Here is a 20,543-nt window from a genome sequence, read left to right on the forward strand (position 1 = left end):
CGTCTCGCTCACAGATCGCCCGCCACGGACGGCGCCAGACCGCCCTGGCTGCGCATCAGGGTGGGGGGCGGGGGCGGCTCGGCCAGGTCCACCGGCGCGCTATCCAGGAAGAACGGCGCCGGCAGGGTGGCGGGGTCAGGGGCGCGGCCCGCTTCCCGATGGACGGAATAATAGCGCGCGCCGTCCCGGCTGTCGGGACCCGTGCGGGGCCGGGGCGCGGGCGGGGCAGCCTCTGCGGCGGCGTTGGCGGCCATGCGACGGACCGGGGCGTCGGCGCGCGGCGCCATGGGATCGTCCCCGGGCGTCGCCTGCATCGCGCCGGTTGCGCCCGCTTCGGTCCTCGGCGAACGGACGGGGGTCTGGGCCACAGGGGTGTGGGCCACAGGGGTCTGGGCCACCGGAGTGCGGGGCGCGGGGGCCGCGTGGACCGGCGCGGTTCCGGCCGCCGCGACCTGGCTGTAGGGAACCGGCGTTGACGCCCAGGCCGGTCCGGCGGACACCACGGGGGGCGATCCGAAGGCGTTGGCCGGCGTCAGGCCCTGCGGGAAAGGCCGGGCCGAGGCGGTGTAGTCGGGCAGCACGCTGGGCTGGATCTGGAGCGGCGCCGGCGGGGCGGTTTCCAAAGTTTGCGCGGCGGCGACGGCGGCGGGCTGGTCCGGGCGGGGCCCCTCGGCCTTGCCGGGCCAGGTGAGCGTGCGCAGGCCCGCCTGACGGCTGGCGCCCGGATCCCCGGCGCTTTGGGCGTCCGCCGATGAGGCCGCCAGGACGAGGCCGGCCGCCAGCAGACCTGAACACAGGATGCTGTGGTTCCCTTGTCGTGACGCCATGGCCCGAAGCCCCCTGGAGATCATGGCCGAAGCCTCGGCCGGATTGGGGGCAAGGCTAGGCCGCACGGCCTTAACCCGTCGCTAACGGAGGCCCCGATTTCCGCCCCGGCGGCGCAGCACCGCGCGTTCCACCGCGCCGATCACGGCGTTCAGCGCCACCCCCATCCCCGCCAGGCAGGCCAGGGCGGCCAGAAGCTCGGCGGTGCGCAGGCGATTGCCCGCCTCCAGCAGTCGCCAGGCCAGCCCCTGGGTCTGGCCCGTGCCCGAGACGAATTCGGCCACCACAGCCCCGATCACCGCCAGCCCCGCGGCCACCCGCAGCCCCTCCAGGGCGAAGGGCGCGGCGGCGGGAGTCCGCAGCCGCCACAGCCGCTGCAGGGGCGAGGCGCCGTAGAGGTCGAAGAGACGCTCCAGGTCCGGGTCCGCTGACTTCAGGCCTGTCAGCACCCCGGAAAACAGGGGAAAGAAGGCCACGGTCGCGGCCAGCGCCACCACGGCGCGGTCGGCGTTATCCAGCCCGGCCCAGATCAGCACCAGCGGAGCGATGGCCACCACCGGGGTCACCTGCAAGGTCACCGCCAGGGGCCGCACCGCCCGCTCGGCCGTCGTGCTCAGCGACACCGTCAGGGCGAGCGCCGTCGACACCAGCCCCGCGACGATCAGGGCCTGCAGCGCCATCCAGAACGTGGCCCAGGCCGAGGCTGCCAGGCGGGGGCCGGTCTCGATCAGGGCCACGACCACCGCGCCGGGCGTGGGCAGGAAGTAGGCGGGCACGGCCAGGGCCCGGCAGGCGATTTCCCATCCCGCCAGCAGCACGGCCAGCAGGAGCAGCGGCGCCAGGATGTCGCCCGCCCGCCTCACGCCGCCGGCTCCATGGCCGAATCGAGCGCCGTGGCGATCTGCTCGACACAGCGGGCGTGGGCCGGGTCCAGGCGATGTCCGCCGGGTCGCGGCAAGGCGCCCGGAGTCGTGACCCCGGCGGCGATCCGGCCGTCTGCGGCCCGCATCACCAGCACCCGGCCGGCCATATACGCCGCCTCCTCCACGTCATGGGTCACGAAGACGATGGCGGGGCGGGTGCGGGCCCACAGGCCGTGAATGTCCTCGATCAGGGCGCGGCGGGTGGCCGAGTCCAGCGCCGCGAACGGCTCGTCCAGCAGCAGCAGGTCGGGATCTGTCACCAGAGCCCGCGCCAGGGACGCCCGCATGGCCATGCCGCCGGACAGCTGGTGAGGCCGCGCCGCCGCCCGGTCGCCCAGCCCTACCTGCGCCAGAACAGCCCGCGCCCGCGCATGGGCCCGGTCCCCCGGCTGGCCGGAAAGGCGGAGCGGCAGGGCCACATTGTCGATGGCGGCCGCCCACGGCATCAGGGTGGCGTTCTGGAACACCAGACCGGTGCGGCCCTTGTCCACGTACCGGTCCACCCGGCCCGCGTCAGGCGTCTCCAGCCCGGCCAGCAAACGCAGCAGCGTGGACTTGCCGCATCCCGACGCGCCCACCAGAGCGACGATCTCCCCGCGCCGCACATCCAGATCAACCGGCCCGATGGGGCCCCGGTCCGCATGGCGAACGACCACCCCGTCCAGCCGGGCGATGAGGGAAGGATCAGCGGTCATGGAGTCCGGCCCCGTCAGAAGTCGGGACTTTTCCACGAGCCGGGGCGGGACGGAAGATTTGTTTCAGTCGTTCTTCCGGGCCTCACGGATGCGGGCGCGTTCCTGCTCGATGGCCTGGCGGCGCGCGGCTTCGCGGGCCGCGATCTGGCGTTCCAGCTGGACCAGTTCGTTGGCGTTGCGGCGCGAGGCGGCCTCGCGGCTCTCACCCGGCTCCCGCCCGGTGATGTCCGGAATGTAGATGGGCGTGGCGCAGGTGCGGGTCTGGATATCGTACCAGCCGCCGTCCGCCTCGCACCGGTCGCCGGGGGCCGTCCAGAACACGCGGAAGACCACGACCCCGACCATGAGGACGGCGAATATGATCAGAAACAGGAAGGCCAGCCGCTTGAAGCTCAGATACACGCGCGAGAATCCCCGGGAAGTTGACTTGGCGTTACGTTGACAGGCCGCGACGACCGTTCCATGTCCTGCCGCACCAATAAGGCCGCGGCCGGGCGGCTTTCCAGACCAAAGTTTCGAAAAGGGTTCGGCATGAAGGTTCTTGTCCCCGTCAAACGGGTGATCGATTACAACGTCAAGGCGCGCGTGAAGGCGGACCAGTCGGGCGTCGACCTGGCCAACGTCAAGATGAGCATGAACCCCTTCGACGAGATCGCCGTCGAGGAGGCCGTGCGCCTCAAGGAAGGCAAGGAGCACCACGCCGCCGGCACCGCCGACGAGATCGTGGTGGTCTCCATCGGCCCGAGCCAGGCGCAGGAGACCATCCGCACCGCCCTGGCCATGGGCGCCGACCGGGGCATCCTGATCCAGTCGGATGGCGATCTGGAGCCGCTGGCCGTGGCCAAGCTGCTGAAGGCCGTGGTGGATGAAGAGAAGCCTGACCTCGTCCTGATGGGCAAACAGGCCATCGACGGCGACAACAACGCCGTGGGCCAGATGCTGGCCGCCCTGCTGGACTGGCCCCAGGGCACCTTCGCCTCCAAGCTGGAGATCAAGGACGGCAAGGCCGTGGTGACCCGCGAGATCGACGGGGGGCTGCAGACCCTGGCCTCGACCCTGCCGGCGGTGGTGACCACCGACCTGCGCCTGAACACCCCGCGCTACGCCTCCCTGCCCAACATCATGAAGGCCAAGAAGAAGGAGATCGCGCAGAAAGCGGTCGCCGACTACGGCGTCGACACGGCGCCGCGCCTGAAGGTGCTGAAGGTCACCGAGCCGCCCAAGCGCTCGGCCGGGATCAAGGTGGCCGACGCCGCCGAACTGGTGGCCAAGCTCAAGTCCGAAGGAGTCCTGTAATGGCCGTTCTCGTCATCGCCGATCACGACAACGCCCACGTGCGCGACACCACCCACAAGACCGTCGCCGCTGCGCAACAGCTGAACGCGGGCGACATCGACATCCTGGTGGTGGGCGAAGGCGCCCAGGCCGCCGCCGACGCGGCTGCGAAGATCTCGGGCGTGCGCAAGGTGCTGCTGGCCGAGTCCGCCGAACTGGGCAAGACCATCGCCGAGGCCGTCGAGGCCGTGGTGGTGCCCATGGCCGGGGACTATGACGCCATCCTGTCGCCCGCCTCCTCGGACGGCAAGAATTTCGCCCCGCGCATCGCCGCCAAGCTGGATGTGGCCCCCATCTCGGACATCGTCGAGGTGGTCTCCGGCGACACCTTCACGCGGCCCATCTATGCGGGCAATGCGCTGGAGACGATCCAGAGCTCGGACAAGATCAAGGTCATCACCGTGCGCCCCACCGCCTTCACGGCGGCCGAGGACGGCGGCTCGGCCAGCATCGAAACCATCAAGGGCGCCGACGCGGCCAAGACCGACTTCGTCAGCGAGGAAATGGTCAAGTCCGACCGGCCTGAGCTGGGCGCGGCGAAAATCGTGGTCTCCGGCGGCCGGGCCCTGGGCTCGGCGGACGAGTTCCACGCCGTCATGGACCCGCTGGCCGACAAGCTGGGCGCCGCCGTGGGCGCCAGCCGCGCCGCCGTGGACGCGGGCTATGCGCCCAACGACTATCAGGTCGGGCAAACGGGTAAGGTCGTGGCGCCGGAGCTCTACATCGCCATCGGCATCTCGGGCGCCATCCAGCACCTGGCCGGCATGAAGGACTCCAAGGTCATCGTGGCCATCAACAAGGACGCCGACGCCCCCATCTTCCAGGTGGCGGATTACGGCATCGTCGGCGACTACAAGACCGTGGTCCCCGAACTGATGACGGCGCTGGGGTAGGCCAAAATTCCCCGTTCTCCCATTGGGAGAACGGGGCCCCGCGCACCGGAGCGCACAGCGCGAAGGTTCTGGCGCGGGGGATGAGGGTTCGGTGGTTCTGAAACGCGCGCCCCACCCTCACCCTGCGCGCCGAAGAAGCGGTCTGCTGCGCATCCCGCTGCGCGCAGCCCTCTCCCACAGGGAGAGGGATTCCTCGGCGACCACCCTTCCCCGCCGCCCCTTCCTTGGCGTAAGACAGCCGTCCGCGCCTTTCCGCGCGATCGGTTCAAGAGGCGTTCGACCGCATGGTTGAAATCAGGACGGTGGCTGTCATCGGCGCGGGCCAGATGGGCATGGGCATCGCCCATGTTGTGGCTCTCGGCGGTTATGACGTCAGGCTCTACGACGTGGGCGCGGACAAGCTGCCCGCCGCCATCGGCGCCATCGGCGCCAGCATGGCCCGTCAGGTCTCGCGCGGGACCATCACGGCGGCCGACGCCGACGCGGCCCTGGCCCGCATCCATCCGATCCAGACCCTGTCAGAGGCCGGCGGCGCCGATCTGGTGATCGAGGCGGCGACCGAGGACGAGGCCATCAAGAAGTCGGTCTTCCGCGACCTGACCCCGTATCTCGGCGCCGACACCCTGCTGGCGTCCAACACCTCGTCCATCTCCATCACGCGGCTGGCCTCGGTCACCGACCGGCCCGAGCGGTTCATCGGCCTGCATTTCATGAAACCGGCGCCGGCCATGAAGCTGGTGGAGCTGATCCGCGGCATCGCCACCTCGGGCCAAACCTATGAAACCGCCGTCGCCTTCGCCGAGGCCCTGGGCAAGACCACCACCGAGTCCGAAGACTTCCCCGCCTTCATCGTCAACCGCATCCTGGCGCCGATGATGAACGAGGCGGTCTATACGCTGTACGAGGGCGTGGGGAACGTCACCGCCATCGACACGGCCCTGAAGCTGGGGGCCAACCACCCCATGGGGCCGCTGGAGCTGGCCGATTTCATGGGGCTGGACGTGGTGCTGGCTATCATGAACGTGCTGTACGAGGGCCTTGGCGACAGCAAGTACCGCCCCTGCCCGCTGCTGGTGAAATACGTCGAGGCCGGATGGCTGGGTCGCAAGACCGGGCGCGGCTTCTATGACTATTCCGGCGAAACCCCGGTTCCGACCCGATGAGGCCCGACCTGAAGGACATTCGCAACGTGGGCGACCTGCCCGGCCAGGCGCCCATCAAGTGGCGCGGCATGCCGGGGCTTTGGGCCTTGCTCGCCACCCTGGCCGCCATCGCCTGGCCGCCCCTGATCCTGACCCTGCCGCTGATGCCGCCGGTGCATGTGATGCCGGGCGTCGACATGGACTGGCGGCTGCAGGTGCTGATCGCGGGCGTGATCGCTGTGCCGGTGGGGATGTACCTGCTGATGCGCGAGCGGGAGCGGTCGGGGTCGCCCTCCACGCGTCTGGGCGTGGTCTGGCGGTTCCTTCTGTATGGCGGGCTGCTGGCCGCGACGCTGCAGGTTCTGACCGCCCTGGTGATGATGGTCCTGCGCTGGGTCGAGGCGGGCGCCCTGGCGCAGAGCCTGGGCGCGGCGGAGACCACCCTGCTGATCTACGGGGTCGCCGGCCTGCCGCTGGCCATGCTGATCGGCCTCAGCTACGCCCTCTGGGCCGGACTGTGCGTGGCGCTGATCGCCTTCACGCCAAGACCGCCTGCGGTGCGCCCCCGCGCCGGCCTTCTGGACTCCGAAGGCGTCTGAGCCGCCCACGCGGAATCATTACCGCTCTTTCATGAATCCCGGCTTGCCGTGCGGACGGATCGGGGCGACCCTCCGGCCCGAATGTCAGGGAGGGGCGACATGACCGAGGCAGCCATCAATACATCGGGGCGCGATCCCGTCGCGGAACCGATGCCCGTGCGGGCGGCGGACCGGCTGTTCAGCCTGGACGTGGTGCGCGGCTTCGCGGTGCTGGGCATCCTGGCGGTGAACGCCATCACCTTCGCCATGCCCGAGCCGGTGATGATGAACCCCTCGCTGCAGCCCGGCGGGCTTGAAGGCGAGGCGGCGGCGGCCTGGCAAGCGATGCATGTGTTCTTCCAGGACAAGATGCGCACCCTCTTCTCCATGCTGTTCGGAGCCTCGATCTTCCTGATCGGCGGCGAACGCAGTGAGCTGACGCGGGGCAAGCTGCTGCGGAAGCGGCTGTTCTGGCTGGGTCTCTTCGGTGTGGCCCACGGCCTGTTCTTCTGGTTCGGCGATATCCTGCTGCTGTACGCCCTGACCGGCCTTGTGGTGTTGCTGGTCAGGTCCTGGAGCGCGCGGCGGCTGCTGATCGTGGGCGTGACGCTCAATCTGGTCCTTTCAGCGCTGTACGTCGGCCTCATGGCCCTGATGCGGATGGCGCCGCCCGAGGCCATGGAAAGCTTGGGCTGGGAGACGACGCCCGAGCAGCTCAGCGTGATGATCGCGGCCTATCAGGGCAACGCCATCGAGACGACGCTGACGGTGATGGGAAACTGGGCGTCGGTGGTTCCGTTCATGGCCGTCGTCCTCATTCCCGCAACGGCCGCCCTGATGATGATCGGCATGGGGCTGTTCAAGGCCGGCTTCCTCGCCGGACGCTCGCCGGTCTGGGTCTACGGCCTGTTCATCGTTCTGGGCGCGGGCTCGCTGTGGCTGATCCATGGGGAGACAGCCGCGCTGATCGCCGCCGGCTTCCCGCTGGTGGAGACCATGATGCGCCCGGCCAACACCTTCCTGTCGCCGCTGGTGTCGCTGGCCTACGCCAGCGCCCTTATCCTGCTGGCGCGGTTCGGGCTGAAGCTGATCCTGACGCCGCTGGCCAGAGCCGGGCAGATGGCCTTCACCAACTATCTGAGCCAGACCCTGATCATGACCACCATCTTCTACGGCGGGCGCGGCCTGGGTTATTTCGGCCAGATGGGCTGGCCCGATCTTTGGCTGGTCGTCATCGGCGTCTGGGTGGTGCAGCTGATCTGGTCGCCGCTGTGGCTGTCGCGCTTCACCATGGGGCCGCTGGAATGGTTGTGGCGCCGCCTGACCTACGGCAAGGGCGTCGCGCTGAAGCGGGCATAGGGTGCGCTACCGCTCGCGTCGCGGCGGCTCGCTGCTTGAGCGCGCGGGGAGTCTGACCATTGTCGCGGGGGGCGTGATGGCGTAAGCGCGCGCCATGACCTCCCCCGCTGACGCCACCGCCGAACCCGTCCGTCCCGAAGCCCGTGCGCCGCGCGGATTCCAGGACCGGCGGGGTCATGATCTGGTGGCCGAGCGCCGCATCGTCCAGGCGGTGTCCGAGGTCTATGAGCGCTGGGGCTTCGAACCGCTGGAGACCTCGGCCTTCGAATACGCCGACGCCCTCGGCAAATTCCTGCCCGACGCCGACAGGCCGAACGAGGGCGTGTTCGCCCTGCAGGACGACGACGATCAGTGGATGGCCCTGCGCTATGATCTGACCGCGCCCCTGGCCCGGTTCGCGGCCCAGACCTGGGAGACCCTGCCCAAGCCGTTCCGCCGCTACGCCTTCGGTCCCGTCTGGCGCAACGAGAAGCCCGGCCCCGGCCGCTTCCGCGAGTTCGTCCAGTGCGACGCCGACACCGTGGGCTCCGACCGGCCCGAGGCGGACGCGGAGATCATCGCCATGGCCGTCGAGGGTCTGCAGGCCGCCGGCCTCGCGCCGGGTCAGGCGACCATCAAGATCGCCAGCCGCAAGCTGGTCAACGGCGTGCTTCAGGCCGCGGGCGTGACCGAACAGGGCCAGACCCTGGCCGTGCTGCGCGCCGTGGACAAGCTGGACCGGCTTGGGCCCGACGGGGTGAAGCTGCTGCTGGGCGAAGGCCGGCTGGACGACTCGGGCGACTTCACCAGGGGCGCCGGACTGAATGCGAAGGGCATCGACGCCGTGCTGGCCTTCCTGGCGGTGCAGGCCGGGCCGCGCGACAGCGTGCTGAACGCTCTGGACGCCGTGGTCGGCGGCACCGAGGCCGGCGCAGAAGGCCTCAATGAACTGGGCCGCATCAGCGCCGCGCTGAAGGCCATGGGCGTGGCCGACGAGGCCGCCGGCATCGACCCGTCGGTGGTGCGCGGGCTGGAGTATTACACCGGCGCGGTGTTCGAGGCCGAGCTGCTTCTGGACACCACCGACGACAAGGGCCGTCCGGTGCGCTTCGGCTCCATCGGCGGCGGCGGACGCTATGACGATCTGGTGGCCCGCTTCACCGGCGAGCGCACGCCCGCCACCGGCTTTTCCTTCGGCGTGTCGCGCCTGGTTTCGGCCCTGCGCGCGGCGGGCCGCGATCCGGCCGGGGACGCGCGCGGCCCGGTGGTGATCATCGCCTTTTCCGAAGACGACATGGCCCACTATTTCGCGGCGGCGTCCGAGCTGCGCGAGGCGGGGATCGCGGCCGAGGTCTATCTGGGCAAGGCGGGCATGAAGGCCCAGATGAAATACGCCGACCGGCGCGGCGCCCCGGCCGCCGTCATCATGGGCGGCGACGAGATCGCGGCGGGCAAGGTGACCATCAAGGATCTGGACCTGGGCCGGGAACTGGCCCGCAAGGTGGCCGACAACGACGCCTGGCGAAACGAACGGCCCGGCCAGTCGCTGGTGAATCGCGCCGACCTGACGGCAGCGGTGCGAGCGATCCTTGAGCACGGCAAATAACCTTCACCATTACGTGGGTTATCAGCGATCACTTTGCTTTTGCCCGACTTTTTGGGGCTGCGGCGGCTTGACGCGCCCGCGATTATGGCGTTTTGTTGCACTTGTGTGAAGCACGGCGCGCCTTCGGGCGAGCTGATGATTCTCCGGCGTTTCGGGGAGGAAGCGCCTGCTCCGACAGAGAGCGAGAAGACCCGCCGCGATGTATCCCCCGCGGCGGGTTTTTTCTGTCTGGTGGTCATGTTCAGGGCGCTAACGCTCGGCTCGCGGAGCCTCGCTGCTTGAGCGCGTCTTGGTGCGCTAACGCTCGTGACGCGGAGCCTCGCTGCTTGAGCGCGTCTTGGTGCGCTAACGCTCGCGACGCAGTCGCTCGGTGCTTGAGCGCAAATCTCCGCTCATCCCGGCGAAGGGAAACGAAAAAGGGCCGGGGCGTCGCCGCTCCGGCCCTTCCTCAGTTCGCTCTGACGCGGCCTACCAGAGGCGGACGCGCTCTTCCGGGGCGACGTAGTAGCGGTCGCCCGGCTCAACGTCGAAGGCGTCATACCACGCGTCCACATTGCGCACCGGACCGATCACCCGGAACTCGGCGGGCGAGTGCGGGCCCTGGGCCAGTTGCTGACGCAGGGCGTCGTCGCGGTACAGGCCCCGCCACACCTGGGCCCAGCCCAGGAATACCCGCTGGTCGCCGGTGTAGCCGTCCAGCACCGGCGCTTCCTGACCGCCCAGCGACACCCGGTAGGCTTCCAGACCCAGGGTCACGCCGGCCAGATCGCCGATGTTCTCGCCCATGGCCAGGGCGCCCTGGATGAAGTGACCCGGGATCGGTTCATAGGAGTCGTACTGGGCGCCCAGGATGTCTGTCTGGGCGACGAAGCGTGCAGCGTCTTCTTCCGTCCACCAGTCTTGCAGACGGCCGTCGCCGTCAGACTTGCGGCCCTGATCGTCGAAGCCGTGGCCGATCTCGTGACCGATCACCCCGCCGATGGCGCCATAGTTGACCGCCGGGTCGCCGTCCGGATCGAAGAACGGCGGCTGCAGGATGGCGGCCGGGAAGACGATCTCGTTCTTGGTCGAGGAATAGTAGGCGTTCACCGTCTGGGGTGTCATGAACCATTCGGCGTCGTCCACCGGACGGCCCAAGCGGTTCAGATCGTAGTTCCAGCGCCACTGGCCCGAACGGAGATAGTTGCCGAACAGGTCCCCGGCCTGGATGTCCAGGTCGGAATAGTCGCGCCATTCATCGGGGTAGCCGATCTTGACGCCGAACTTGTCCAGCTTGTCCAGGGCGCGGGCGCGGGTCTCCTCGCCCATCCAGTCCAGGTTGCGGATGCGCTCGCCCATGGCGGTCTTCAGGTTCTGGACCAGCTCCTCCATCTGGGCGCGGTGCTCGGGCGGGAACCAGCGGGCGACATACAGACGGCCGAGCGCCTCGCCGAGGCGGCCCTGGGCGAAGGTGACGCCGCGCTTGTCGCGGGGCCGCTGGGCCTGGGCGCCGGTGAGCTCGCGGGAGCGGAATTCCCACTGGGCGTCGCCGAAGCGCTCGGACAGATAGGGCGCGGCCTGATCCACGGTGTGGAAGGCCTGCCAGGCGCGCAGGGTGTCCATGGGCGCCTCGGCGAAGACGCGCGCCATTTCCGGGAAGGCGGTGTTCTGGCTGACCACGAAGCGGTCCTGCTCGCCCAGTCCAGCCGCCTCGAAATAGCCGGCCCAGTCGAAGCCCGGAGCATAGGCGCTCAGCTCCGCCGTGGACATGGGGTTGTAGGTCAGGTCGCGGTCGCGGCTCTGGATGCGGGTCCAGTGGGCGGTGGCGATGGCGGTTTCCATCTGCACCACGTCGGCGGCGGCCTGTTCGGCGTTCTCCCAGCCGGCCATGTCCAGCATCTGCGCCACATAGGCCTGATAGGCGACCAGCTTGTCGGCGAAATTCTCGGCCAGATAGTAGTCGCGGTTGGGCAGGCCGATGCCGCCCTGGCTCAGATAGACCGCATAGGCCTCAGGATTGCGGGCGTCGTCGCTGATGTAGGTCCCCCAGAACGAGCCGCCCGGCGCGCCCTGGGTTCCGCCCATGTAGGCGGCCATGGCGTCATGGCTGTCGATGGCGCGGATGGCGTCCAGCATCGGCTGGATGGGCCGGGCGTCCAGGGCGTTGATGGCCGCCACATCCATGAAGCTGTTGTAGGCGTCGCGGATCTTGGCTTCATCGCTGCCGGCCGCCAGATCGCCCGAGGCCGAGATTTCCTCGATCAGCGCGGTCATGCGGTTCTCGGACAACTGGCTCAGCAGGTCGAACGAACCGTAGCGGGTGCGGTCGGCCGGGATCTCCAGATTGTCCACATAGGTTCCGTTGGCGTAGCGGAAGAAGTCGTCGCCGGGTCGCACGCTGGTGTCGCGGCCCTCCAGATCGAAGCCCCAGGTTCCGTAGCGCGGCGTCTCGATGCTCTCATAGCCCGTCGCGCCCAGTTGCGGCGCCTGGAACAGGGAGACGGCGCTGCACGTCTGGTTCAGGCACTCGTGGTCGTGGCCGCCGTCGGCCATGGCTGCGGCGGGCAGGAGCAGTGCGGCGACAGCGGCGCCGATCATGAGTTTTTTCATCGTATTTCCTACAGGGTCCCTGAGCCGGGACGAGGTCGGCGGCACCATAGGCAGGCCGACCCGCCCGCGAACCTAAAAAAAAGTTCATCCGGACTCCGGGCGCTATCGCTTCGGCGCGGCGCATGCCGTTTAGATGGCCACCTGACAGGGCGAGAACTCATGGCGGCGGAGCACGCGGGCGAATACAAGGATCTGGTGGTCTTTCTGGCCGCCGCCGGCGTGCTGGTGCCCATCTTCAGCCGGTTCAAGGTCAGCCCCGTGCTGGGCTTTCTGGCGGCGGGCGTGCTGCTGGGGCCCGACGGGCTGGGCCGGTTCGCCGACGTGGCGCCCTGGGTCGAGTGGCTGACCATCACCGACCGGGCGGACATGGCCGTCCTGGCCGAACTGGGCGTGGCCTTCCTGCTGTTCATGATCGGACTGGAGTTGTCGTGGGGGCGGCTGAAGACCATGCGGCGCATGGTGTTCGGTCTGGGCGTGGCCCAGATTCTGGCCTGCACCGCCGCCCTGTCCGCCCTTTTCCTCCTGCTCGGCCAGACCCTGGACACCGCGCTGGTGGCGGGCATGGCCCTGGCCCTGTCGTCGACGGCCATCGTCCTGCCGGTGCTGGCCGAGCGCAACCGCATGGGCGCGGGCTCTGGCCGGGCGACCTTCTCGATCCTGCTGGCCCAGGATCTGGCGGTGGCGCCGCTGCTGATCACCGTCACCGTGCTGGCGGCCCTGGCCGCGACCGCGGACGGCGGCCTGCATCCCGCCGCCATCGGCGCCGCCCTTCTGACCCTGGGGCCGGCCGCCCTCGGGGTCGGACTGATCGTCATTCTGGGCCGGCTGGTGCTGCGGCCCCTGTTTCGCTCCGTGGCCCGCGCGCCGGGGCGAGAGCTGTTTCTGGCTGCCGCCCTGCTGATCGTGGTTGGCGGCGGCGTGGCGGCCCAGGCGGCGGGGCTGTCCATGGGGCTGGGCGCCCTGATTGCGGGCCTGTTGCTGGCCGAGACCGAGTACCGCCGCGAGGTCGAACTGGCCATCGAACCTTTCAAGGGCCTGTTGCTGGGCGTCTTCTTCGTCAGCGTCGGCATCGGCCTGGACCTGGACGCGGTGTTCGCCGAGCCCCTGCAGATCCTTTCGCTGGCGGTGGGGCTCATGGTCATCAAGGCGGCGGTGATCTTCGCCCTGGCGCGGGTCGCCGGGCTGAAGACCCGCGCGGCGCTGGAAACGGCGCTGGTGCTGGGTCCGGCGGGCGAGTTCGCCTTCGTCATCCTCAGCGCCGGGGTGGCCGAAGGCGTCGCCTCCCCGGCCTTCATCCAGTCGGTGCTGGTGTCCGCCACCCTGACCATGTTCGCCATCCCGCTGCTGGCCGGCCTGGGCGCGCGGATCACCGGGCGCGCGCCGGCGAAGGATCCCGCCGGGGATGTTCCCGCGTCCCCCGGCCTGTCGCCGTCCGAGAGCGCGGTGCTGATCGTCGGTTTCGGACGGGTCGGGCGGCTGGTGGGCGAGATGCTCAGGACGCACGGACAGACCTATGTGGCCGTGGACGCGGATTCCCGCACCGTCACCGCAGCCCGCCGCGACGGCGAACCGATCTATTACGGCGACGCCGCCAATCCCGAGATGCTGAAGCTGTGTGGCGTTGACGGCATCCGCGCGCTGGTCGTCACCATGGACGCGCCCGGCAAGGTGGACGAGGTGGTCAAGGCCGCCCGGGGCCTGCGCGAAGACCTGATCCTGATCGCCCGCGCCCGCGATGACCGCCACGCGGAGCGACTGTATGCGCTGGGCGTCACCGATGCGGTGCCCGAGACCATCGAGGCCAGTCTGCAACTGGCCGAGAACACCCTGGCGGACCTGGGCGTGCCGATGGGCCAGATCCTCGCCTCGGTGCACGAACGGCGCGACGCGTTCCGCAAGACCTTCCAGGCCGCGATGCCCGAGGCGCGCCGCCGCCCCGCCCGCGCCCTGCGCTCAAGGGCGCCCGGGCGCCCGGCCGGATAGCCGTCAGTCGTCGCGGATGTGATCGTCGTCCAGGGCGTCCTTGGCGTCCAGCATGGCGCGCTTGAAGCCCAGCGGGTCGGCGATGGTCTTCAGGTGATTGGCGCCCTGCTCACTGGCGGTCAGGATGAGGATGTCGCCGAAACCGAAGATGCGGCCGATCAGGCTCTGTTCGGTTTTCACGTCGTTCAGCTTTTCCAGCAGGCTGTCGGACACCTTCTTGTTCAGCACCCCTTCCATCTGGATGATGCGGCGGCTGGTCATTACGTTCATCTGGTTGCGCCAGACCAGATGCTCCCACACCCAGCCGGCCAGGGGGATCACCGCCAGCCCCGCCACCCACATCCAGCGATCGTCGCCCTCATAGGTGGTCCGGTAGAGCCACACCGCGCCGGCCGCCATAGCCCAGAACGCCAGCGCCCACCACATGGTCCTGAACACCCGCACCAGCCAGTGACGCCGGGTGATGCGGGTGATCTGTTCATCGTCGCTGAGCACCTTCTTCAGGTAGCCCCTTGCCCGATAGGCCATGGTTCGCCTCCCCGCCAGAATGCCAGTTAACTATGCGGTTTCGGCGCGCGAACCGCCAGCCGGGTTGTCCACCGGAAAACGTTTTCATTAACTTCTGGAACGCATTTTGGTCACCCTTGCGTGATCAAACAAAAACTCTGGTCAGGACAGTGGCTGCAGGCCATTGAATTTATTTAAATAACCGACGAGAAAAGAGCGGAGGCCCTACTCGGTCTCTATTTCGAGCGTGACCGGGGAGGGGTTACCGGTTCGGGCCGCAGCGCCCCAGCGTAGAGTGACAGTGAGTATGCGAGAGTCTTCCCTGAACGCCCCCTTCGAGCCCGTTGAAGAACCCGCCGGCGGCCCCCGCCTGAACCGCCGACAGGCCGCCAAGGTGCGCACGCGCCAGAAGGTGCTGGACGCCGCCCGGGATCTGTTCTCGGAGCGTGGCTATGATCCGGCGACCATCCGCGACATCGCCAAGGGCGCGGGCATGTCCACGGGCGCCGTCTTCGCCAATTTCCAGGACAAGGCCGAGCTTTTCGAAGCCGTGCTTGCCGAGAACATGGAACGCCTGACGGAGGTCGTCCGCGCGGCGGCCGCGCCGTCCGGGTCGGTCAGCGAGCGCCTCACCACCGCGCTGAACGCCGGCTATCACCACACTATGGATCACCTGCCCCTCATGCAGGCCATCGTGGCGCGGTCATGGTTCCAGCCCCAGCAGGCCGAACAGCGCGCCCGCGGGTTCACCAAGGGCCTGCTGTCGGTGATCGGCGAGGTTCTGCGCGACGGCGTGCGTTCCGGCGAACTGAAGCAGGACGTGGACACCCGTCTGGTGGGCGACATGGTGTGGGACGCCTGGCTCACCAACTATCGCGGCGCGGCCTATGACGGCTGGGACGAGAAGGCCCTGTCCGAGCGCCTGTCCCGTCAGCTGGACGTGATCCTCGCCGGCGCCGCCGCCAGGGGCTGATCCCGCCGCGATCCTTACGGCGTCGTTAACCCTGTGGCCGCACATGCGCCGTAAAACGGGGTGAAGGTCAGAATGATTCCTGACCGCGCCTGAAACGGAGCCCCGCACATGCAACGCCGCCAACTGATCCTTTCCGGTCTCGCCGCCGGCGCCATGGGGGCGTGCGCCACCCGCCAGCCGGCCGACCCGAACTATCCGATCAGTTCGGACTCCAGCGCCCCGGCCTACACCTTCGACGAGCTGGTGGCCGCCGGTTCGCGCGAACTGGGCATCGCCGCCGAGGCCATCGGCGCGGCCATCGAGCGGGTCTTCGCCGACCAGGGCGACCGCCCCACCGGCTACATCGCCGGCGAGGAAGGTTCCGGCGCGGCCGCAGTCGGCCTGCGTTACGGCCGAGGCGCCCTGCACATGAAGGATCTCAGCGCTTCCCAGGAAGTGTTCTGGCAGGGGATTTCCGTGGGCTGGGATTTCGGCGGCAACGCCAGCCGGGTCTTCACCCTGGTCTACGGCCTTTTCCATCCCGACATGCTGTACCGTCGCTACCCCGGCGTGGAGGGCACCGCCTATCTGGTGGCGGGACTGGGCGTGAACTATCAGCGCGCCGAGAACATCACCCTGGCCCCCATCCGCACCGGCGTCGGCCTGCGCCTGGGCGCCAATGTGGGCACCATGAGCTACAGCCGCCAGCGGAATTTGCTGCCTTTCTAGGGTCGTTGCCCGGGCGAAGGGCTTTATTTCGGGGTCGCTAACGCTCGCCGCGCGGCGTCTCTCTGCTTGAGCGAAGGCTACTCCGAAGACGGGGACGTCAGCAGCGCCTCGATTCCTTCGCGGTAGCTGGGAAAGGCGGGCCGCCAGCCCAGTTCGGCCTTGGCCCGGGCGTTGGAGACTCGCTTGGAGTCCAGATAGAACCGCCGCATGGTCTCGCTGACCGACGGATCGGTCCAGTCGGTCTCGGGCGGCGGCGCCATCCCCATCCGGCGCGCGGCCCATTCAGTCACCACGTCGGCGGGCGCCGGCTCATCATCCGCCAGGTTATAGAGCCCCCCCGGATGAGGCCGGGCCATGGAGGCGAACAGGCCCGCAGCCGCGTCGTCCACATGGATGCGATTGAATATCTGGCCCGGCTTGCGCACCAATTTCGCGGTCCCCGCCCGCAGCCGGTCCACCGGCGAGCGTCCCGGGCCATAGATACCGGGAAGGCGGAAAATCTGGATGGTCAGGCCCAGGCCCGGCCCGGCCTCCAGCCACTCGCGCTCCGCCCGCACGCGCCGGGCGCCCTGGATGCTGGCGGCGTTCAGCGGGCAGGCCTCGAAAACCCAGCCTCCCGCCCGGTCGCCGTACACCGCCGTAGAGGAGACATAGCCGATCCAGTCGGGATAGGCGCCCGCCGCCGCCAGGGCCGGCAGCAAAACCCGTGCGCCGGGGCATCCGCGCGCGTCGGGCGGGGCCGCGACGACGATGGCGTGGGCGGCCGTCGCGGCGCGGGCCAGGGCTGCAGTGTCTTCAGGGTCCAGAGCCTCCACGCCCCGGGCCTGAAGCGCCGCTCGCCGCTCCGGGGCGCGAGAGGTCAGGATCGCGCGCGCGCCCTCCGTCCCCGCCAGCCGCGCGATCGCTTCGCCGAGGTAGCCGCCACCGAAAACCAGAATCGTCCGTGACACGTCGGATCAGCTCGCCTGACGCGTCTCAAGCCGGGTGACCGCGGCGACCATCGGCTCACGCGCAGCCTGCTCGCGGGCGGCGTTCCAGTGGGACACGCACGGCACCTTGGTCAGGTCGGCCCGGTCGGCATAGCGTCGGGCGATGCCCGTCACCTCGTCCAGCAGCCCTTGGGCCAGGGTAATGGGTTTCAGGCCCAGATCCCGGAACTTGTCGTTGGCCACCACCAGATCGTTCTCGTCCGCCTCCTGGCGTGGGTTGGGCAGGTTGGCGATCTCGGCGCCGGTCATGTCCGCGATCATGCGGGCCAGGTCGCGCACCCGGTGGCTCTCGGTCATCTGGTTCAGGATCCGGACCCGCTCGCCTCTGCCCGGCGTGTTGTTCAGCGCCAGCTCGATGCAGCGCACGGTGTCCTGAATATGGATGAAGGCCCGGGTCTGGCCGCCCGATCCGTGCACCGTAAGGGGATGGCCCACCGCCGCCTGCATCAGGAAGCGGTTCAACACCGTGCCGTAGTCGCCGTCATAGTCGAAGCGGTTGATCAGGCGCTCGTCCTGGCGGGTCTCCTCGGTCTGGGTGCCCCAGACGATGCCCTGGTGCAGGTCGGTGATCCGCACCCCATCGTTCTTGGCGTAGAACTGGAACAGCAGGGCGTCCTGGGTCTTGGTCATGTGATAGATCGAGCCCGGATTGGGCGGGAACAGGATTTCCTGCTCCACCGGCCCGCGGTCGGTCTCAACCGTCACGGTCAGATAGCCTTCCGGGATCGTCAGGCCGGCGGTGGCGTAGCCATAGACCCCCATGGTGCCCAGGTGCGCCAGATGGATGTCCAGACCGCTTTCCACCATGGCGGCGAGCACATGGTTGGTGGCGTTCAGATTGTTGTCGACGGTGTAGAGCTTGTGACGCGCCGACTTCATGGAATAGGGCGCGGCGCGCTGTTCGGCGAAGTGCACGATGGCGTCGGGCTTCTCGTCCTTGAGGAGGGCGACGAAGCGGTCGAATTCCTTGCCCAGGGTCAGGTTGTGAAAGCTGATCTGGCGACCGGAGACGTCCTTCCAGGCGGCGATGCGCTCGCCGATCGGCCGGATCGGGGTCAGGGACGCCACCTCCAGCTCGTTGTCGATGTTCCGACGCGACAGGTTGTCCACCACCGTCACGTCCCAGCCCCTCGCCGACAAATGCAGGGCCGTTGGCCAGCCACAGAAGCCGTCGCCGCCGAGAACAAGAACGCGCATTACACCAATTTCCTTGCGGTTTCAGACCCTGCCTAGCCCATGCGCCGCCCACTAGGAAGCGCCCGGCCGAACGCGCATCATAGACCGCCATGTGGCCACAACGGGTCAGGAGCGTATTTTGACGATCATCGTCACCGGAGCCGCGGGCTTCATCGGCATGCACGTGGCCGAAAGTCTGCTGACGCGCGGCGAGGCCGTGATCGGGGTGGATAATTTCACCGACTACTACGACCCCGCGCTGAAGGTCGCCCGCGCCGCCCGGCTGGAGGCGCAACCGGGCTTTCGCATGGTGCGCGCCGATGTGGCGGATCACCAGACCTTCGCCGATCTTGTCAGGACCAGCGGCGCGGATCGCATCATCCACCTGGCCGCCCAGGCGGGGGTCCGGTACAGCCTGGAGAACCCCTTCGCCTACGAACACTCGAACCTGGCGGGCCAGCTGTCGGTGCTGGAGGCCGCGCGCCACTCTCCCGGCCTGACGCATCTGGTCTATGCCTCGTCCAGCTCGGTTTACGGCGACCAGCCGGTGGGCGGAGGCGGGCTCAGCGAAGTCGACGCGGCCATGGCGCCCGTCTCGCTCTACGCCGCCACCAAGCGGTCGGCGGAACTGATGAGCCACGCCTACGCCGGCCTCTATGCCCTTCCCCTGACCGGGCTGCGCTTCTTCACCGTCTATGGACCATGGGGACGGCCGGACATGGCCTATTACGGTTTCACGCGGGCCATCCTGAGCGGTGAACCGATCCAGGTGTACGGCCAGGGCCAGATGGCGCGCGACTTCACCTATGTGGACGACATCGTGAACGGGGTGATCGGCGCGCTGGACCGCCCCCCTGCCCCCGGCGAGAACCGTATTCTCAACATCGGCGATGATCGGCCCGTGGGCCTGATGGAGATGATCGCCACCCTGGAACGGCTGCTGGGACGCGAGGCGGTCAAGGTGATGAAACCCATGCAGCCCGGCGACGTCACCGCCACCCATGCCGACATATCCCGCCTGAACGCCCTGACCGGCTATCGGCCCAGGGTGATGCTGGAGGAGGGCCTGGCCCGTTTCGTGGACTGGTATCGGGATTTTGAGGCGGCCGGCGACTGACAGGGCGCCCTCGCAGCGTTAGACAAGGACCATGAACGCCCATGACCCCAATCTCGAAGGCCTGGCCCAGCTTCACTACGGCGACGGCGACTATGTGGTGCTGAAGCCCGGACGGTTCGTCGTCTGCGCCGTCACAGGGCGCCAGATCCCGCTGGACGCCCTGCGCTACTGGAGCATCGATCTGCAGGAGGCCTATGTGGGTCCGGGAGAACTGATGGAACGGGCCGCAGCGGCATGATCTCCGCCCGTCGCTCCTTCCTTCTGGGCGCCGGCGCCCTGGGGCTGGCCGGACCCGCATGGTCGCGTGAGGGCCTGGCCCTGAACGGGCGGTTCGTCCAGGGCGGCTTCGCCATGGGCCGCACCTGGCCCCGCGCCATCGTCTTCGTGAACGGCGAGGCCCTGACCACCGCCTCGGCGGCGGGGCTGTTCATCGTCGGCTTCGACCGGGACGCCCCGACGTCGGCCCGGATCGAGGTCCTGTCCGGCGTCCGGCGCGAGAGCCGTGATCTGACCATCGCCCAGGGCGATTTCGCCATCACCCGCATCGACGGCCTGCCGCCCCAGACGGTGACCCCCACCGCGCCCGAGGTCCTGGCCCGAATCCAGCGCGAGGCGGCGCTGAAGACCGAAGGCTTCGCCAGCCGCGCGGACGCCGACCATTTCAACGGCGGCTTCATCCGCCCGCTGGAGACCTGGCGGGTCACCAGCCGCTGGGGCGCCCAGCGCGTCCTGAACGGCACGGCGGCCCGGCCCCATTACGGCATCGACCTTGGCGCGCCGACCGGCGCGGTGATCCGGGCCCCGGCCGACGGGCTGGTGACCCTGGCCGCGCCGGACCTGCATTTCGAGGGCGGCCTGACCCTGATCGACCATGGCCAGGGCCTGATCTCTGCCTATCTGCACCAATCACGGCTGGATGTGCGGCCCGGCCAGCAGGTGGTTCAGGGCGAGCCCATCGGCAGGGTGGGCGCCAGCGGCCGGGCCACGGGGCCGCACCTGTGCTGGCGGCTGAGATGGCGCGACCGCAACCTGGACCCCAGTCTGCTGATCGACGCGGCGGCCCCGCCTCCGGCCTGATCGAGGCCGACGGGACACGAAACCGCGTCAATGACCCACGGGCCCGTTGTCGGGGATTTTCACGCCCGATCTTTGTCCCTAACGTTCGC

General features: G+C 68.9%; 20 protein-coding genes. 12 read left to right on the forward strand and 8 right to left on the reverse strand.

Annotated elements, in window-relative coordinates:
- Positions 1-8 precede the first annotated feature (8 nt).
- The 4 genes from ACK4FB_RS03685 to ACK4FB_RS03700 all read right to left on the reverse strand — a co-directional run bounded on the left by ACK4FB_RS03685 (position 9) and on the right by ACK4FB_RS03700 (position 2,845).
- Positions 9-827 (reverse strand): hypothetical protein, encoded by an 819-nt coding sequence (locus ACK4FB_RS03685; RefSeq protein WP_409747955.1) that lies wholly within the window; start codon positions 825-827, stop codon positions 9-11.
- A gap of 81 nt (positions 828-908) precedes the next feature.
- Positions 909-1,688 (reverse strand): ABC transporter permease, encoded by a 780-nt coding sequence (locus ACK4FB_RS03690; protein ID WP_409747957.1) that lies wholly within the window; start codon positions 1,686-1,688, stop codon positions 909-911.
- Positions 1,685-2,443 carry an ABC transporter ATP-binding protein gene (locus ACK4FB_RS03695; protein ID WP_409747958.1) on the reverse strand — a complete coding sequence of 253 codons (759 nt, stop codon included), beginning with the start codon at positions 2,441-2,443 and terminating at the stop codon, positions 1,685-1,687. The genes ACK4FB_RS03690 and ACK4FB_RS03695 overlap by 4 nt, the downstream gene beginning before the upstream one ends.
- A 63-nt stretch (positions 2,444-2,506) precedes the next feature.
- Positions 2,507-2,845, reverse strand: a complete 339-nt coding sequence (locus ACK4FB_RS03700) for a hypothetical protein (protein WP_409747960.1) — start codon at positions 2,843-2,845, stop codon at positions 2,507-2,509.
- A 129-nt stretch (positions 2,846-2,974) separates the two neighbouring features.
- On the opposite strand from ACK4FB_RS03700, the gene ACK4FB_RS03705 reads away from it, so the two are divergent.
- The 6 genes from ACK4FB_RS03705 to hisS all read left to right on the forward strand — a co-directional run bounded on the left by ACK4FB_RS03705 (position 2,975) and on the right by hisS (position 9,335).
- The gene (locus tag ACK4FB_RS03705; protein WP_409747962.1) at positions 2,975-3,739 is read left to right on the forward strand and encodes an electron transfer flavoprotein subunit beta/FixA family protein; all 765 of its coding nucleotides are present in this window, start codon (positions 2,975-2,977) and stop codon (positions 3,737-3,739) included.
- Positions 3,739-4,671, forward strand: a complete 933-nt coding sequence (locus ACK4FB_RS03710) for an electron transfer flavoprotein subunit alpha/FixB family protein (protein WP_409747964.1) — start codon at positions 3,739-3,741, stop codon at positions 4,669-4,671. The genes ACK4FB_RS03705 and ACK4FB_RS03710 overlap by 1 nt, the downstream gene beginning before the upstream one ends.
- Positions 4,672-4,955: 284 nt before the next feature.
- Positions 4,956-5,834, forward strand: coding sequence for a 3-hydroxybutyryl-CoA dehydrogenase (locus tag ACK4FB_RS03715; protein ID WP_409747966.1), 879 nt, complete (start codon positions 4,956-4,958; stop codon positions 5,832-5,834).
- The gene (locus ACK4FB_RS03720; protein ID WP_409747968.1) at positions 5,831-6,412 is read left to right on the forward strand and encodes a phthalate transporter; all 582 of its coding nucleotides are present in this window, start codon (positions 5,831-5,833) and stop codon (positions 6,410-6,412) included. Before ACK4FB_RS03715 ends, ACK4FB_RS03720 begins: the two co-directional genes overlap by 4 nt.
- A gap of 99 nt (positions 6,413-6,511) precedes the next feature.
- Complete coding sequence (locus ACK4FB_RS03725; RefSeq protein ID WP_409747970.1) at positions 6,512-7,750, forward strand: DUF418 domain-containing protein; 1,239 nt, start codon at positions 6,512-6,514, stop codon at positions 7,748-7,750.
- A gap of 94 nt (positions 7,751-7,844) precedes the next feature.
- A complete protein-coding gene (hisS, locus tag ACK4FB_RS03730; protein WP_409747972.1) occupies positions 7,845-9,335 on the forward strand; it encodes a histidine--tRNA ligase in 1,491 nt (496 codons plus the stop codon).
- Positions 9,336-9,803: 468 nt separating this feature from the next.
- Here hisS and ACK4FB_RS03735 read toward each other — a convergent pair whose 3' ends face one another.
- Positions 9,804-11,924, reverse strand: a complete 2,121-nt coding sequence (locus tag ACK4FB_RS03735) for a M13 family metallopeptidase (protein ID WP_409747974.1) — start codon at positions 11,922-11,924, stop codon at positions 9,804-9,806.
- Positions 11,925-12,083: 159 nt separating this feature from the next.
- Between ACK4FB_RS03735 and ACK4FB_RS03740 the strand changes: the two genes are divergently transcribed.
- Complete coding sequence (locus tag ACK4FB_RS03740) at positions 12,084-13,907, forward strand: cation:proton antiporter (protein ID WP_409747976.1); 1,824 nt, start codon at positions 12,084-12,086, stop codon at positions 13,905-13,907.
- A 3-nt stretch (positions 13,908-13,910) separates the two neighbouring features.
- Here the strand turns inward: ACK4FB_RS03740 and ACK4FB_RS03745 are convergent, their stop codons facing one another.
- Complete coding sequence (locus tag ACK4FB_RS03745; protein WP_409747978.1) at positions 13,911-14,435, reverse strand: PH domain-containing protein; 525 nt, start codon at positions 14,433-14,435, stop codon at positions 13,911-13,913.
- Between the two features lie 286 nt (positions 14,436-14,721).
- Between ACK4FB_RS03745 and ACK4FB_RS03750 the strand changes: the two genes are divergently transcribed.
- Entirely contained in the window at positions 14,722-15,387 is a 666-nt protein-coding gene (locus tag ACK4FB_RS03750; protein WP_409747980.1) for a TetR/AcrR family transcriptional regulator, read from the forward strand.
- Between the two features lie 108 nt (positions 15,388-15,495).
- Entirely contained in the window at positions 15,496-16,095 is a 600-nt protein-coding gene (locus ACK4FB_RS03755; protein ID WP_409747982.1) for an EipA family protein, read from the forward strand.
- Between the two features lie 77 nt (positions 16,096-16,172).
- Here the strand turns inward: ACK4FB_RS03755 and ACK4FB_RS03760 are convergent, their stop codons facing one another.
- Both ACK4FB_RS03760 and ACK4FB_RS03765 read right to left on the reverse strand, forming a co-directional pair.
- The gene (locus tag ACK4FB_RS03760; protein ID WP_409747984.1) at positions 16,173-17,045 is read right to left on the reverse strand and encodes an NAD-dependent epimerase/dehydratase family protein; all 873 of its coding nucleotides are present in this window, start codon (positions 17,043-17,045) and stop codon (positions 16,173-16,175) included.
- 6 nt (positions 17,046-17,051) lie between these two features.
- Positions 17,052-18,281, reverse strand: a complete 1,230-nt coding sequence (locus tag ACK4FB_RS03765) for an NAD-dependent epimerase/dehydratase family protein (protein WP_409747986.1) — start codon at positions 18,279-18,281, stop codon at positions 17,052-17,054.
- A 118-nt stretch (positions 18,282-18,399) separates the two neighbouring features.
- Here ACK4FB_RS03765 and ACK4FB_RS03770 point away from each other — a divergent pair, with 118 nt between their 5' ends.
- Genes ACK4FB_RS03770 through ACK4FB_RS03780 form a run of 3 tightly spaced genes read left to right on the forward strand, consistent with a single transcriptional unit; the run spans position 18,400 to position 20,454 of the window.
- Complete coding sequence (locus tag ACK4FB_RS03770; protein WP_409747988.1) at positions 18,400-19,377, forward strand: NAD-dependent epimerase/dehydratase family protein; 978 nt, start codon at positions 18,400-18,402, stop codon at positions 19,375-19,377.
- A 31-nt stretch (positions 19,378-19,408) separates the two neighbouring features.
- Positions 19,409-19,615 (forward strand): DUF2093 domain-containing protein, encoded by a 207-nt coding sequence (locus ACK4FB_RS03775; protein WP_409747990.1) that lies wholly within the window; start codon positions 19,409-19,411, stop codon positions 19,613-19,615.
- Positions 19,612-20,454, forward strand: coding sequence for a M23 family metallopeptidase (locus ACK4FB_RS03780; RefSeq protein ID WP_409747992.1), 843 nt, complete (start codon positions 19,612-19,614; stop codon positions 20,452-20,454). The genes ACK4FB_RS03775 and ACK4FB_RS03780 overlap by 4 nt, the downstream gene beginning before the upstream one ends.
- The last annotated feature ends 89 nt before the right edge of the window (positions 20,455-20,543 follow it).

Origin of the sequence: Brevundimonas sp., from assembly GCF_046299535.1 — a bacterium.
GTDB lineage: Bacteria > Pseudomonadota > Alphaproteobacteria > Caulobacterales > Caulobacteraceae > Brevundimonas.